Source organism: Arachnia propionica, assembly GCF_900637725.1.
In the GTDB taxonomy this organism is placed as follows: Bacteria; Actinomycetota; Actinomycetes; order Propionibacteriales; family Propionibacteriaceae; genus Arachnia; species Arachnia propionica.
Genome location: NZ_LR134406.1, coordinates 2,045,857 through 2,061,215, shown reverse-complemented (window position 1 = coordinate 2,061,215; position 15,359 = coordinate 2,045,857). Strand labels below are relative to the sequence as shown.

At 66.0% G+C, this 15,359-nt stretch carries 11 protein-coding genes and 1 riboswitch; of the genes, 4 read left to right on the top strand and 7 right to left on the bottom strand.

What is annotated here, in order from left to right; genetic code table 11:
- Positions 1-6 precede the first annotated feature (6 nt).
- Entirely contained in the window at positions 7-717 is a 711-nt protein-coding gene (locus EL272_RS09095) for a class F sortase (protein ID WP_014846908.1), read from the bottom strand.
- A 242-nt stretch (positions 718-959) separates the two neighbouring features.
- Here EL272_RS09095 and rpsA point away from each other — a divergent pair, with 242 nt between their 5' ends.
- Positions 960-2,408 (top strand): 30S ribosomal protein S1, encoded by a 1,449-nt coding sequence (rpsA, locus tag EL272_RS09090; protein WP_014846907.1) that lies wholly within the window; start codon positions 960-962, stop codon positions 2,406-2,408.
- Positions 2,409-2,541: 133 nt separating this feature from the next.
- Here the strand turns inward: rpsA and gcvP are convergent, their stop codons facing one another.
- From gcvP to gcvT, 3 genes are read right to left on the bottom strand one after another with little or no spacing between them, the layout of a single operon-like run.
- A complete protein-coding gene (gene gcvP, locus EL272_RS09085; RefSeq protein ID WP_061786826.1) occupies positions 2,542-5,370 on the bottom strand; it encodes an aminomethyl-transferring glycine dehydrogenase in 2,829 nt (942 codons plus the stop codon).
- A complete protein-coding gene (gene gcvH, locus EL272_RS09080; protein WP_014846905.1) occupies positions 5,370-5,729 on the bottom strand; it encodes a glycine cleavage system protein GcvH in 360 nt (119 codons plus the stop codon). The genes gcvP and gcvH overlap by 1 nt, the downstream gene beginning before the upstream one ends.
- 12 nt (positions 5,730-5,741) lie before the next feature.
- On the bottom strand, positions 5,742-6,857 hold the full coding sequence (gene gcvT, locus EL272_RS09075; RefSeq protein WP_061786827.1) for a glycine cleavage system aminomethyltransferase GcvT: 1,116 nt from the start codon (positions 6,855-6,857) through the stop codon (positions 5,742-5,744).
- Between the two features lie 128 nt (positions 6,858-6,985).
- Positions 6,986-7,071: riboswitch (glycine riboswitch) on the bottom strand.
- An 80-nt stretch (positions 7,072-7,151) separates the two neighbouring features.
- Here gcvT and EL272_RS09070 point away from each other — a divergent pair.
- Positions 7,152-7,442: a putative quinol monooxygenase gene (locus tag EL272_RS09070; RefSeq protein ID WP_061786828.1), complete on the top strand. Its 291-nt coding sequence runs from the start codon at positions 7,152-7,154 to the stop codon at positions 7,440-7,442.
- 14 nt (positions 7,443-7,456) lie between these two features.
- Positions 7,457-8,041, top strand: coding sequence for a dephospho-CoA kinase (coaE, locus tag EL272_RS09065; protein ID WP_014846902.1), 585 nt, complete (start codon positions 7,457-7,459; stop codon positions 8,039-8,041).
- An 87-nt stretch (positions 8,042-8,128) separates the two neighbouring features.
- On the opposite strand, the gene uvrB is transcribed toward coaE, so the two are convergent.
- The 3 genes from uvrB to EL272_RS09050 all read right to left on the bottom strand — a co-directional run bounded on the left by uvrB (position 8,129) and on the right by EL272_RS09050 (position 12,003).
- A complete protein-coding gene (gene uvrB, locus EL272_RS09060) occupies positions 8,129-10,174 on the bottom strand; it encodes an excinuclease ABC subunit UvrB (RefSeq protein ID WP_014846901.1) in 2,046 nt (681 codons plus the stop codon).
- 210 nt (positions 10,175-10,384) lie between these two features.
- Positions 10,385-11,218 (bottom strand): DUF3824 domain-containing protein, encoded by an 834-nt coding sequence (locus EL272_RS09055; protein ID WP_061786829.1) that lies wholly within the window; start codon positions 11,216-11,218, stop codon positions 10,385-10,387.
- Positions 11,219-11,322: 104 nt separating this feature from the next.
- Complete coding sequence (locus EL272_RS09050; RefSeq protein WP_082793749.1) at positions 11,323-12,003, bottom strand: maleylpyruvate isomerase family mycothiol-dependent enzyme; 681 nt, start codon at positions 12,001-12,003, stop codon at positions 11,323-11,325.
- Positions 12,004-12,168: 165 nt separating this feature from the next.
- Here EL272_RS09050 and uvrA point away from each other — a divergent pair, with 165 nt between their 5' ends.
- Positions 12,169-15,024 carry an excinuclease ABC subunit UvrA gene (uvrA, locus tag EL272_RS09045; protein WP_244926060.1) on the top strand — a complete coding sequence of 952 codons (2,856 nt, stop codon included), beginning with the start codon at positions 12,169-12,171 and terminating at the stop codon, positions 15,022-15,024.
- Positions 15,025-15,359: the final 335 nt, after the last annotated feature.

Sequence of the window (15,359 nt, the reverse complement as noted above, 5' to 3'; positions counted from 1 at the left end):
CTGGGATCAGGCCGCGTCGGTCACCGGCTTGAACTTGATGAAGGCCCGGGAATCCCAATCGTTGGTGCTCTTGTTGTGATCCCAGCAGATGACGATGGCGAGTGCGGGGTCTCCCTCGTGGCGTTCGAGAACGTCAGACTCCGGTTTGTACTCGGAGACGGCGATCTTCTGGGACTCGGTGTACTTGTAGCAGGCGACGCGACCGTCTTCTGCGTAGAGCTTCAGCACAGCGCCCTCCTTGAGCAGGCCACCGTTGTCGCTGTAGAGCATGTTCCCCACGGCGTCACCGGTCTGGTAGGTGTGGATGGTCAGCACCACCTGGCCGGCGTTGGAGGCTGCCTTCGGACCTTCGTTCCACCACAGCGCGGTCCGGGGCTCACCCTTCGGCGGTGCCGCAACGGCACCGTCCTCCTCGCGGCCTCCGGAGATCACCTTGTCCTCGACACCTATGCTCTCAATCGAGTAGCGGACCGGGACGAAACCAGCAGCGTCGGGCGTTACGCAGGCCCCTGGGCTGGCTGGGGGAGAGGATGCTTCGGGGGAAGTGACCGCCGCACCGTCGGCGGTCCCGCTGGACGACGCCGTGGCGCCGGCCTGGGGGTTGTCGTTCTTGGGCTGGAGGACCCACACGAGGGTCAGGGCTACGGCCAGTAGGACGGCGACTGCGGCTATGCCGATCTGCACCTTCCGGTTCTTGAGAGCTTCGACGAGATTCACGGGGAACAGGTTAATCCCTGCTCCATCCACGGCCAACAGGCCTACCGTATTTTATTTTCCCCGTATTATTTGGTCCGGATCGACCTTGACCGCCCCCCGGGGCGACGATAGGGTTAATGTGCACTGTGGCCTGCCTGCCCTCGGACCGAGTGGGGCCGGCGTGTCCGTCCTCCCGAGTCCCATCCCGACCCGGGATGAGGGACAGGGCGCAGGGTGAAACCTTATTGTGAAAGCCCTACTACATGTCCTCCTCCACCACTGAGGCCTCGACCGTAGCGGTCGACGATTTCGGTTCCCCGGAAGCCTTCATGGCGGCCGTCGACGCCACCATCAAGTACTTCAACGACGGCGACATCGTCTCCGGGACTGTCGTCAAGGTCGACCGGGATGAAGTCCTCCTCGACATCGGTTACAAGACCGAAGGTGTCATCCCATCCAAGGAACTCTCCATCAAGCACGACGTCGATCCCTTCGACGTGGTCCGGGTCGGCGACGAGATCGAAGCCCTGGTTCAGCAGAAGGAGGACAAGGAGGGCCGCCTGATCCTGTCCAAGAAACGCGCCCAGTACGAGCGCGCCTGGGGCACGATCGAGAAGATCAAGGAAGAAGATGGCGTCGTCTCCGGTTCCGTCATCGAGGTGGTCAAGGGCGGTTTGATCGTCGACATCGGCCTGCGCGGGTTCCTGCCCGCATCGCTGGTCGAGATGCGCCGCGTCCGCGACCTCCAGCCCTACGTCGGCATGGAACTCGAGGCCAAGATCATCGAACTGGACAAGAACCGCAACAACGTGGTGCTGTCGCGTCGCGCCTGGCTGGAGCAGACCCAGTCCGAGGTTCGCCAGACCTTCCTCAACCAGCTGCAGAAGGGCCAGATCCGCAAGGGCGTGGTCTCCTCCATCGTCAACTTCGGCGCGTTCGTGGATCTTGGTGGGGTCGACGGCCTGGTTCACGTCTCCGAACTGAGCTGGAAGCACATCGATCACCCGAACGAGGTCGTGGAGGTCGGAACCCCGGTCACCGTCGAGGTGCTCGAGGTGGACATGGACCGCGAGCGCGTGTCCCTGTCGCTGAAGGCAACCCAGGAAGATCCGTGGCAGACCTTCGCGCGCCTGCACCAGATCGGTCAGATCGTGCCCGGCAAGGTCACCAAGCTGGTTCCGTTCGGTGCGTTCGTCCGTGTCGGCGACGGCATCGAAGGCCTGGTGCACGTCTCCGAACTGGCTGAACGTCACGTCGAGATCCCGGAGCAGGTCGTCTCCGTTGGCGACGAGGTGATGGTCAAGGTCATCGACATCGACCTGGAGCGCCGCCGCGTCTCCCTGTCGCTGAAGCAGGCCAACGAAGGTGTCGACGTGGCCGCCGACGAGTTCGACGCCTCCCTCTACGGTATGGCCGACAGCTACGACGAGCAGGGCAACTACATCTACCCCGAGGGCTTCGACCCGGAGACCAACGAGTGGAAGCCCGGCTACGAGGAGCAGCAGGCCGCTTGGGAGCAGCAGTACGCCGAGGCCCAGGCCCGCTGGGAGGCCCACAAGCGTCAGGTGGCCGAGGCCGCCGAGGCCGAACGCCAGGCAGCCACCACGGCCGGCACCGGCTACGCCTCCACCTCCACCGAACCCGTCGAGGGCTCCCTTGCCTCCGATGAGGCCCTCCAGGCCCTTCGTGAGAAGCTGACCGGCAGCAACTGATCCAGCCGGAGAACCAGTTCCGGGCCCGTTCCCTGCGCAGGGAACGGGCCCGGAACCTTTTCACCCAGCCATGGGCTGTGGTGGCTGGTGCGTTTCCGGGCCCCGCTACTTCCGGACGGGGCCCGGAACTTCCTCAGGCCGTGGTGCCCTCCCAAGCAGGGCAGCTGCACACCAGGTGCCGGTCGCCGTAGGCGTTGTCCACCCTTCCGACGGGCGGCCAGTACTTGTCCACCCGGAACGCACCGGCCGGGAAACAGCCCTGCTCGCGCGAGTAGGGACGGTCCCAGTCGGCGACGAGATCCTCCACGGTGTGGGGGGCGCGGCGCAGCGGCGACTCCTCGGTGGCGATCCTCCCCGAGGCCACGTCGTCGGCCTCGCGGGCGATGTCCAGCATCGCGGTGACGAACCGGTCCAGTTCGGCCAGGGTCTCCGACTCCGTGGGTTCCACCATCAACGTGCCCGCCACCGGGAAGGACATGGTGGGGGCGTGGAAACCGTGATCGATCAGCCGTTTGGCGAAATCATCGACGGTGACGCCGTGACGCGCGAAGATGCGCGTGTCCACGATGCACTCGTGAGCCACCCGGCCGTTCCCGCCGCGGTACAGGATCGGATACGCCTCCGAGAGCCTGCAGGCGAGGTAGTTGGCGCTCAGGATCGCCACCCGAGTGGCCTGGGTCAGCCCGCTGCCGCCCATGAGCCGGATGTAGGCCCACGAGATCGGCAGGATCGAGGCCGACCCGAGAGCGGCGGCCGAGACCGCGCCCTCCTCTCCCGTTGCCGGGTCACCCGGCAGGTGCGGTTGCAGGTGTTCCTTCACGCCGATGGGTCCCATGCCGGGGCCGCCACCGCCGTGCGGGATGGCGAAGGTTTTGTGCAGGTTCACGTGGCTGACATCGCCACCCAGGTCCCCCGGGCGAACGAGACCGACCAGGGCGTTCATGTTCGCGCCATCGATGTAAACCTGCCCGCCGTGGGCGTGTGTGATCTCGCAGACCCTTCTGACGGTGTCCTCGAAAACGCCGTGCGTGGACGGGTAGGTGATCATCGCGGCCGCCAACCGGTCGCCGGCCTCCTCCGCCCTGGCGGCGAAGTCGTCGAGGTCGATGTCGCCGTTCTCGGCGGACTTCACCGCCACAACCCTCATGCCGGCCATGGTCGCCGAAGCGGGGTTCGTGCCGTGGGCCGAGGTCGGGATCAGGCAGACGTCTCGCTCGTCACCGTTGGCGCGGTGATAGGCGGCGATCGTCCGCAGCCCCGCGTACTCGCCCTGGGCGCCGCTGTTGGGTTGCATCGAGAACGCGTCGTAGCCTGTGATCTCGCACAGCAGCTTCCCCAGGTCCGCCGCCAGTTCCCGGTATCCCTCCGACTGTGAGGCGGGCGCGAACGGGTGCAGGCCTGCGAACTCCGGCCAGGTGATCGGCATCATCTCGGCCGCGGCGTTCAGTTTCATGGTGCAGGAACCCAGCGGGATCATCGCCCGGTCCAGTGCCAGGTCCCGGTCGGCGAGGCGGCGCATGTAGCGCATCATTTCCGATTCGGCCCGGTTCATGTGGAAGACCGGGTGGGTCAGGTACTCGGAGGTGCGCAGCAGGGCATCCGGGATCGCTGGGCGCCGGCTGAGCTTAGTGGCCGGTTCGATACCGAAGGCGTCCAGCACCGACGCGAGGGTCTCCAGGGTGGTGGTTTCGTCCACCGAGATGCCCACCCTGTCGCGGCCGACGCGGCGCAGGTTGATGCCCCGCTGCTCGGCTGCGGCGATGATGCCCGCCTGGCCGACCCCCACCCGGACGGTGATCGTGTCGAAGAACTCGTCCGGTTCGACGACGGCGCCCCCCGCGCGCAGGTGCTCCGCGAGGGTGACCGCCATCAGATGGACCCGCTGGCCGATTGCCTTGAGGCCGGCCGGGCCGTGGAAGACGGCGTAGAAGGACGCCATCACCGCCAGTAGCGCCTGGGCCGTGCAGACGTTCGACGTGGCCTTCTCGCGCCTGATGTGCTGTTCCCGGGTCTGGAGGGCCAGGCGGTAGGCGCGATTGCCCGCGCTGTCCTTGGACACCCCGACCAGGCGTCCGGGCATGGTGCGTTTCAGCTTGTCCCGGCAGGCCATGAACGCGGCGTGCGGGCCACCGAAACCCATCGGGACCCCGAAACGCTGGGCCGAACCGATCGCGATGTCGAATCCCATCGCCCCTGGTTCCTTCAGCAGGGTCAGGGCCAGCAGGTCGGCGGCCACGATCGCCAGGGCACCCGCCTCGTGCAGGACCTCGCACCGCGCGGTGTGGTCCCGCAGGTGCCCGTGGGTGCCGGGATAGGCGAAGATGGCCCCGAACAGGCCGTCGACGTTCAGGTCCTCGACCTCGCCGATCACCAGTTCGATGCCCAGCGGACGGGCCCGGGTGGCCAGGACGCTGAGGATCTGCGGGTGCAGGTCGGCCGCGGCGAAGAATCGCGACTTCCTGCGCTTGCCCGCCGCGAACGCCATGTTCATCGCCTCCGCGGCGGCGGTGGCCTCGTCGAGCAGGGAGGCGTTGGCGATCTCCAGTCCGGTCAGGTCGCTGATCATGGTCTGGAAGTTCAGCAGCGCCTCCAGTCTTCCCTGCGAGATCTCCGGCTGGTACGGGGTGTAGGAGGTGTACCAGGCGGGGTTCTCGAGGATGTTGCGCTGGATCGCCGGGGGAGTGATCGTGCCGTAGTAGCCCTGGCCGATCATCGATGTCCGGATCCGGTTCCTGGAGGCGATCCTGCGCAGCTCACCCAGCACGGCGCCCTCCGTCAGCGGCTCCCAGGCAAGCGGTTCGGCCTGGCGGAGGCCGGCGGGCACGGTCTGGTCGATCAACTCGTCGAGGCTGCCGACCCCGATCGCCGAGAGCATGGTCTCCATTTCGGCCGGGCTCGGGCCGATGTGGCGGCGATTGGCGAAGTCGTCCGGGTCGTAGCTGGTGGGGTTCCAGGTGCTCATCAGCCGATCAGGGCCTTGTACTCGTCCTCGTCGAGGTACTCCTCGAGCGCGGAGGGATCTTCTGGCCGGATCTTGAAGAACCAGGAACCAGCGGGGTTCTCGTTGACGGTCTCGGGGGAGTCCACCACGGTCTGGTTGACCTCGGTGATCACCCCGTCAAAGGGGGCGACGATCCCGGAGGTGGCCTTGGTGGATTCGATCACGACGATCTCCTCTCCCTTGGTGACCTCGGTCCCGACCTCGGGAAGTTCGACGTAGACGACGTCACCCAGCTCGCTGGTGGCGTGCTCCGTGAGGCCGACGGCGACCCCATCGTCACCGCTGTCGAGCCAATCGTGGTCCTTGGTGTACTTGATCATGTTGCTCTCTCCTCAGCGTTTGTAGGACGGTGTGATGAACGGTAGTGCGGTGACCGTCAACGGGAGGCGCCTGCCGCGCACCTCGGCGTGGACGGTGGCTCCGGGCTGGATGTCCGTGGGCAGCATCGCCATGGCGATGGGGCCGCCCACGGTGGGACCGAAACCGCCGGAGGTGACCTCGGCGACTGGTTCGGTGGCTGTTTCGGACAGGAACAGCTTCGCGCCTTCACGCACAGGGGCACGCCCTTCGGCGCGCAGACCGACCCGTTTGCGGGAGGTGCCCTCAGCTAGCTGTTTCAGGATCACCCCGGCCCCGGGGAATCCGCCCTCGCGGGAACCACCCAGGCGCCGCACCTTGGGGATCGCCCAGCCCAGGTCGGCCTCGACCGGTGTGATCTGAGGGCTGAGCTCGTGTCCGTAAAGGGGCATTCCCGCCTCGAGACGCAGCGAGTCGCGGGCACCGAGTCCCGCCGGGAGCACCCAGCCGATCCCCAGGAGGGCGCGGGCCAGGCGCTCGGCCTCGGCGCTGGGCACGGAGATCTCGAAGCCGTCCTCGCCGGTGTATCCGGAACGCGAGACCCAGACCGTCACGCCGTCCCAGTCGAGGATCTGGGAGTCCATGAACCTCAACCCGGCCGCATCCGGGATCAACCCGGCCAGGGCCTCCTCGGCCCGGGGACCCTGCAGGGCCAGCAGTGAACGATCCGTGATGTGCTCTACCGTGACCCTTTCGAGGGTGCGCAGCAACCCGAGGTCGTGATCGGAACGGGCTGCGTTGACCACCAGGAAGTAGCGGTCGCCGTGGTTGGCGAACATGAGGTCGTCCAGTACCCCGCCGTTCTCGTCGGTGAACAACCCGTAACGCTGGCGTCCCTCCTTCAGCCCGGCGACGCTGGCCGGGATCAGCGTCTCGAGGGCAGCGGCGGCATCAGCCAGGTTCCCGGACTCTGGGTAGATCAGAACTTGACCCATGTGGCTGACGTCGAACAGCGAGGCGGATTTCCGTGTGTGTTGGTGTTCCGCGATGATTCCGGCGAACTGCACGGGCAGCTCCCACCCGGCGAAATCCACCAGACGACCACCCAATTCCTCGTGCAGCCCGTGCAACGCGGTGGTTGATAGTGACATGACGACCCTTTCCTGCCGACGCGCGACGTTGCTGGGTGGTGTGGCCCACCCGGAGCCCCCTCTGTCGCTGTTGCCTGAGATCGTTTCATCCTTCGGCGGACCCCGGCGGGGCCTCTCTCCAGAGTGTGGAAGTCGTCGCGGTCCTGGAGCCTGAGAGTTTCCGGGGCGGTTGCTCCTTCGGCACCGACTGGGTCGGTTCTCCCGCTACAGGGCCAGCATACAGAGAAGCGGTCACGCCGTGGGGCTAGCCTTGACGAAACACCGACCTGGAACTTCAACGTGGAGGGAGTTGGCGTGGCGGTGAGTCTGATCGCCCGGTCCGAGTGTCGTGACGGGGCGCGAGAATTGGTTGCCGGCCTGATCGGGGCCTACTCGGAGCACGTGAACGCCTCACCCGGAACGGTGCGTTTCGAGGTGCACACGGAACGCGACAACCCGAACCAGTTCGTGGTCATCGAGTGCTACCGGGATGAGGACGCCTTCAAGGCCCACCTGGCCGATTCCGAGAACGCGGTGTTCAACGACAAGCTCAGGCCGTTGATCTCGGGGGACGCCTCCGAACTGACCTTTCTCGAGGTTCCGTAATAGTCTGTGTCCCTGTGCGGATCGGACTGACGGGTGGGATTGCTTCGGGCAAGTCGACGGTGGCCCGGAAACTGGAACAACTGGGCGCCTTCACGATCGACGCCGACGTTCTGGCCCGGGACGTGGTGGCCTTGGGAACCGAGGGGTTGAAGGCGGTTGTTGCTCGTTTCGGGAACTCGGTGCTCGCTGCCGACGGAAGCCTGGATCGCAGCGTGCTGGCCCGCGTGATCTTCGCCGACCCGCAGGCGCGCGCCGACCTGAACGCCATCATCCATCCCCTCGTGCGGGAACGGGCCGCCGAGTTGGAGGCCGCGGCCCCCGTGGGGGCGGTCGTGGTGCACGTCATCCCATTGCTGGTGGAGACCGGGCAGCAGGACAGGTTCGACGCGGTCGTGGTGGTGGACACCACGGTCGAGGAGCAGCTGCGCAGGTTGACGCGCCGCGACGGTCTGACACAAACCGAGGCCGAGCAGCGAGTGGCCGCCCAGGCCAGCCGCGAGGAACGGCTGGGTGCGGCCACGCACGTCATCGACAGTTCCGGTCCGGTCCGGGAAACCATGCGGCAGGTCGATGAGCTGTGGCAGAACCTCTCAACGTGAGACGCAGAACTTCCGGTCGATCCCGGGAAGGTACGTTGCGGGCGGCGTGAAGACCCGTTGGGCGAGCGCCTGCGTCAAGGGGCGGGGTTATTTGTTGGCCTCGATCATCTGCCGGAGCTCCTTCTTCAGGTCGGCGATCTCGTCGCGGTGGCGGGCGGCCAGCTCGAACTGAAGATCGGCGGCCGCCTGGTGCATCTGGGCGGTGAGGTCGTCGATCAGTTTCGCCAGCTCCCGTTCAGGCAGCTCTCCGGCCTTCAGGCCCCGTTCCCGGCGGCCGCTCAGGAGGGACTCGGTGTCGGCGTCCTCCCGGTTCAGCATTTCCGTGATGTCGGCGATCCTCTTCCGCAACGGCTGCGGATCGATGCCGTGCTCGGTGTTGTAGGCGAGCTGGCGGGCGCGCCGCCGGTTGGTTTCGTCGATGGCGGCCGCCATCGAGGGGGTGATCGTGTCGGCGTACATGTGCACCTGCCCGGCGACGTTGCGGGCGGCGCGGCCGATGGTTTGGATCAGGGAACGCTCCGAACGGAGGAAACCCTCCTTGTCGGCGTCGAGGATGGCCACCAGGGAAACCTCCGGCAGGTCCAGGCCCTCCCGCAGCAGGTTGATGCCCACCAGCACGTCGTAGTCGCCCAGCCGCAGCTCACGCAGCAACTCGACCCGCTTGAGGGTGTCGATGTCGGAGTGCAGATAGCGGGTCCGGATGCCGGCGGCCATCAGGTAGTCGGTCAGGTCCTCCGCCATCTTCTTGGTCAGGGTGGTCACCAGCACCCGTTCGTTGCGTTCGGCCCGGGTCCGGATCTCCCCGATGAGGTCGTCGATCTGGCCCTTGGTCGGTTTGAGGACGATCTCCGGATCCACCAGACCGGTGGGCCGGATGATCTGCTCGACGAAACCGTCGCTGCGTTCCAGCTCGTAGGGGCCGGGGGTGGCGGAGAGGTAGACGGTCTGCCCGATGCGCTGGCAGAACTCGTCGAACTTCAGGGGCCGATTGTCCAGGGCGCTCGGCAGGCGGAAACCGTGCTCCACGAGGGTGCGTTTCCGGGATGCGTCGCCCTCGTACATGCCCCCGACCTGCGGGATCGTGACGTGGGACTCGTCGACCACCAGGAGAAAGTCCTCCGGAAAGTAGTCCAGCAGGCAGGCGGGTGCGGATCCCGCGGCACGGCCGTCGATGTGTCGGGAGTAGTTCTCGATCCCGGAGCAGGTGCCGATCTGGCGCATCATCTCGATGTCGTAGCTGGTGCGCATCCGAAGCCGCTGCGCCTCCAGAAGCTTGTTCTGGGCCTCCAGGTCCTGCAGCCGGATCGCCAGCTCCGCCTCGATCCCGGTGATGGCGCGTTCCATCCGTTCCGGTCCGGCGGAGTAGTGGGTGGCGGGGAAGACGTAGATCTCGTCCTCCTCGCGCAGCACCTCGCCGGTCAGCGGGACCAGGGTGGAGATGCGTTCGATCTCGTCGCCGAAGAACTCGATGCGAACCGCGTTCTCCTCATACATGGGGAAGATCTCCAGCACGTCCCCGCGCACCCGGAAATTACCCCGCTCCGAGGAGAGATCGTTGCGGTTGTACTGGATATCGACGAGATGCCGCAGCAAAGTGGAGCGCTCGTACTCCTCACCGACCCGCAGGGTCAGGCGCTGGTCGAGGTATTCCTGCGGGGTTCCCAGACCGTAGATCGCGGACACCGTGGCCACCACTATGCAGTCGCGGCGAGTCAGCAGCGAACTCGTCGCGGAGTGCCGGAGGCGCTCCACCTCTTCGTTCAGGGAGGAGTCCTTCTCGATGTAGGTGTCCGTCTGCGGGACATAGGCCTCGGGCTGGTAGTAGTCGTAGTAGGAGACGAAGTACTCGACGGCGTTGTCCGGGAAGAACTGGCGCAGCTCGTTCGCGAACTGCGCCGCGAGGGTCTTGTTGGGCTGCATCACCAGGACGGGGCGTTGCAGCCGCTCCGCCAGCCAGGCCACCGTGGCGGTCTTGCCCGTCCCTGTGGCGCCCAGGAGCACCACATCCTTCTCACCGGAACGGATGCGGCGCTCCAACTCCGAGATCGCGGCCGGCTGATCCCCCGAAGGGGAGAAGTCGGCCCGCACCCGGAAGGGCGCCACCTGGCGGCGAAGCTCGTCAATCGGTCTCATGGGAACCGATTATGCGCCATGGATCACCGGGTCGTGTCCAGAACTCGGGGCGTGAATGATGGGTGCTGTTCCGGAAATGCCGCAGAAAAGCGGATGCCGGACCAGCCAGTGGCTGGCCCGGCATCCGCTCCTGGGGCACGTCTTTGGATCAGGCGATCGTGGTCGGGAGGGACCGTGGATTTGTCATGGAGAAACCGAATCGTTCAGCGATCATTTGGCTGGGGCAAGGCAGTAGGTCCGTGCCGGGGTGTTGATGGTGTGGGGCTTCTCGTTCTCGCCGCAGGATTCAGAAGTGTTCTCGGCGCGTTTGGTGACCTTGATGTCCGCCGTGGAGCAGTCCGCCACCTTGAGAGGTTCTTCGTCGTTGCCCTGCTGCTTGGCGTAGCAGACGTCCTGATGCAGATTGGGAATCAGACAGGCCACCTTCTCGGTCGTGGTCTTACCGCTCCGCCGGGATGAGCGTGTGAGCTCGATCGCGTACTCGGTGTCCGCAGGGCACAGGCTCTGTGCCGTGGTGACTTGGGCCACTTCCCACGAATACTGAGACTTGTCGGAGCAGTCCACCTCTTTCGGCTCCACGGAGTTGTCTTTGTCAGAGGTGACTTTGATGGTGAGGCACTTGCCTGTCGTGAGAGCCTGGTTTTGGGCGAAGTTTTGCCACAACGACCAAGCGCCAAAACCGAGGACCGCGATGGTGATGACGAAGCTGATGATCTTACGTGCCCCGAAGCGCTTCTTCGGTGTTCCCTGCTGAGCTTCGTACTGCTGCTGGGCTTCGTACTGCTGCTGAGCCGCCTGCTGCTGTGCCTGGGCGGGGTCGTAGGGCTGATTGGGGTTGTAGCCCTGGCCTTGGGTGGGGTTGTAGCCCTGACCTTGGGTGGGGTTGTAGCTCTGGCCTTGGGTGGGGTTGTAGCCCTGACCTTGGCTCGGGTTGTAGCTCTGGCCTTGGGTGGGGTTGTAGCCTTGGCCCTGGCTCGGGTCGTAGCCCTGACCCTGGTTGTAGGGTTGGTTGGGGTTGTACGGTTGATTCGGCGGTTGCGTCATCACTGTCCTTCGCTAGGGGGAGCTTTGATATTAGCGGCCGCTTCTCCCCAAGCGGGCCGCGGGCCTCACTGACGAGGTATCAAAAACGGTTTGCAGGGAAGTTGTCAAATCTTGTCGTACTCAAGACCTTCGGATTCGATTCCCCGGGCGAGCCACAGGAGCAGTGCGGATGCCGGACCTGCCGCGCGCCGATGCGGTGGCCGAACCCCGGTGCGCACCACCCGTCCTTCCAGGGTGACCAGTTCGAGGGGATCGTTCTCATCTGCGAGATGGGCGGCTTCGAAAGCCAGCACCGGGGCCGCGGCATCGTCGTCCACGTCGAGTCGGGAGGCCTCCGGTTCCAGGTCGAAGCCGTGCAGCATCAACTCGCGGAGCCGCACCAGGGGCAGATCATTGATGGAGATTCGCAGACCGGGTCGCAGCGAAACCTCACCGTCTCTCCCGGGCAGCTGGGTGAGGAGCTGATCCAGCTCGCCAGCGCTCGTGTCGAGTTCGATCTGGAGGTGGAGGCCGTCGGAGATGGCCAGCAGTTCGCAGTCGCGTCCCAGTGACGAGTCGTAACCGCCGGGGGAAACCCCCTCGAGAAGTTCCCGGCACACCTGCGCCAGGCCGCGGGCGCCTTTGATCAGGTGGGCGGCTATGTGGCCACGGGTCCAGCCCGGCAGGCGGGTTGGAGCGGCCCAGTCCTCCGGGGAGTAGGCGATGGTACGTCCCAGGAGTGTGTGGGTCTGCTCCCGCACAGCATGCAGGCTTGAGTCGAAGTGCTCCCCAGGGACGCTCGGCATGCTGACAAACCTACCAAAAGCAAGGAATTTCACGGACGGGGGTCTCCGCTGCGGCCGCTCCGCTCACCGGGGTTCGTGCGCGGACCCCGGCCGGTTCTCGAGGTCTTCGCCACCCTCGTTCGCGAAGCGCGGATTTGTCGGCGCTGCGGCATAGCATGTGTGATCGTGAATGTTCGACCCGCTCAACGCGGAATCCTCGTGCGAGGTGCCCGCGTCCACAACCTGAAGAACGTCTCCCTGGACCTGCCCAGGGATTCCCTGATCGTTTTCACGGGACTGAGCGGGTCGGGCAAGTCCTCGCTGGCCTTCGACACCATCTTCGCCGAGGGGCAGCGACGCTACGTCGAGTCCCTGTCCGCCTACGCCCGCCAGTTCCTGGGGCAGATGGACAAGCCGGACTGTGACTTCATCGAAGGGCTTTCGCCCGCGGTCTCCATCGACCAGAAGTCCACCTCCCGGAACCCGCGATCCACGGTCGGCACCATCACGGAGGTCTACGACTACCTGCGTCTCCTGTTCGCCCGCATCGGCATCCCGCACTGCCCGGTGTGTGGCGCCGTCATCGGCAGGCAGAGCCCACAGCAGATCGTCGACCGGCTGATGGGCCTGGCCGAGGGCACGCGATTCCAAGTGCTCGCGCCCATCGTGCGCGGACGCAAGGGCGAGTTCCAGGAAACCTTCCGGCAGCTCGTCGCCGACGGCTACGCCCGGGTGCGGGTCGACGGGAGGCTCCACCCGCTCACCGAACCCCCGGTGCTCGACAAGAAACGCAAACACGACGTGGACGTGGTGGTGGACCGGGTGGTTGTGAAGGCCTCCGCCAAGCAGCGGATCACCGAATCCGTGGAGGCCGCCCTCCAGCTGGCCCACGGGGTGGTCGGGGTGGAGTTCGTGGATCTCCCCGCGGATGATCCCGAACGCGAGAAACGCTTCTCGGAGAAACTCGGCTGCCCCAACGAGCACGACGTCGCCATCGACGAACTGGAACCCAGGCAGTTCTCCTTCAACGGGCCGTGGGGGGCCTGCCCCGAGTGTTCCGGGCTCGGGACGATGCTGGAACCCGATCCGGAACTCATCATCCCCGACGAGACCCTGAGCCTGGCCGACGGGGCAATCGCCCCCTGGAACACCCCGCATCTGAAGGGGCACTTCGAACACGTCCTGGAGGCCCTGTCCCTCGAATCCGGTTTCGACATGCGCACCCCTTGGCAGAACCTGGCGGCCAAGCACCGGAAGGTGCTGCTCAACGGGGTTCCCGGGGCCGTGGTGGTGAGTTTCCGCAACCGGTTCGGGCGGACCCGGTCCTTCTCGCAGAAATACGAGGGCATCCTGCCGTTCGTCCGGCGCCGCTACGCCGAGTCCGAGACCGACTCGGCGCGCGAACGCTGGGGAGGTTACATGCGGGAGATCAACTGCCATTCCTGCGGTGGCACGCGGCTGAGGCCCGAGACCCTGTGCGTCACCGTCGCCGGCAGGAACATCGCGGAGGTTGCGGACCTGTCCATCGGGGAGGCCTTCGAATACCTGGATGCGCTCTCCCTCAACGAACGTGAGGCGCGGATCGCGGAGCGCGTGGTCAAGGAGATCCGGGAGCGGCTGCGTTTCCTGCTGGACGTCGGCCTGGACTACCTGACGCTGTCGCGGTCGGCCGGGTCGCTGTCGGGCGGTGAGGCGCAGCGCATCCGGCTGGCCACGCAGATCGGCTCCGGGCTGGTCGGGGTGCTCTACGTCCTGGACGAGCCGAGCATCGGGCTGCATCAGCGCGACAACCGGCGGCTGATCGAAACCCTCGTGCGACTGCGGGACCTCGGCAACACCCTCATCGTCGTCGAACACGACGAGGACACCGTTCGGGCAGCCGACTGGGTGGTCGACATCGGCCCGGGAGCGGGGGAGCACGGCGGTGAGGTCGTGGTCTCCGGGCCCGTTGAGGAACTGCTCACCACTGAGGAGTCCATGACGGGCCGCTACCTGTCGGGAAAGCTGGTCATCGACGTGCCCGCGGTGCGGCGCCCCGGAAACGGCAAGTCCGTGACCGTCGTCGGCGCCTCGGAGAACAACCTGCAGGACGTGGACGTTTCCTTCCCGCTGGGCAGGCTCGTCGCGGTGACCGGGGTTTCCGGATCCGGGAAGTCGTCGCTGGTCAACTCGATCCTCTACACAGCGGCCGCCAAGCAGATCTACGGCGCCAAGGCGGTGCCTGGCAGGCACCGGAAACTGAAGGGCCTGGAAAACCTGGACAAGGTGATCCAGGTGGACCAGTCGCCGATCGGCCGCACCCCGCGCTCCAACCCGGCCACCTACACGGGGGTCTTCGACAAGATCCGGGGACTGTTCGCCACCACCCCGGAGGCCAAGGTTCGCGGCTACCTGCCCGGACGGTTCTCCTTCAACGTCAAGGGTGGGCGCTGCGAGAACTGCTCGGGCGACGGCACCATCAAGATCGAGATGAATTTCCTGCCGGACGTCTACGTTCCCTGCGAGATCTGCCACGGGGCCCGGTACAACCGTGAAACCCTCGAGGTGCACTACAAGGGCAGGTCGATCTCCGACGTGCTGCAGATGTCCATCAGCGAGGGGACGCGGTTCTTCGAATCCATCCCGGCCATCGCCCGGCACCTGAAGACCCTGGAGGAGGTGGGGCTCGGCTACGTCCGTCTCGGACAGCCCGCGACCACCCTGTCCGGGGGTGAGGCGCAGCGCGTGAAACTTGCCGCCGAGCTGCAGAAACGCTCCACGGGACGCACCCTCTACGTGCTCGACGAACCCACCACGGGCCTGCACTTCGAGGACATCCGCAAACTCCTAGCGGTGCTGCACCGCCTCGTCGACGCGGGAAACACGGTCGTGGTGATCGAACACAACCTCGACGTCATCAAGTCGGCCGACTGGATCATCGACATGGGCCCGGGAGGCGGATCCCGCGGCGGCCAGGTGGTTGCCACCGGCACCCCGGAGGAGGTCGCGAAGGTGACGGAATCGGCGACCGGCGAGTTCCTGGCGCCGCTGCTGGAACACTGAATCGGCGACTCAGGCCCTAAGTTGGTTGAGCCGGCCTGCGAGCGTCAGCGAGTGGGCCGTGTCGAAACCATGGTGAGGGTGGTCGGGGTCTTGTGGTCGGGTCTGTGCACCGGGCGCCGGTGGTGGTTTCGACTCGGGTCGCTCGTTCCTCGCGACCCGGCTCAACCGGCTTTGTCCTTCTTGAAGTTGGTTGAGCCGGCCTGCGAGCGTCAGCGAGTGGGCCGTGTCGAAACCATGGTGAGGGTGTCCGGGGTCTTGTGGTCGGGTCTGTGCACCGGGTGCCGGTGGTGGTTTCGACTCAGCCGTTCGCTTCGCTCAAGTGCTGGCTCAACCAG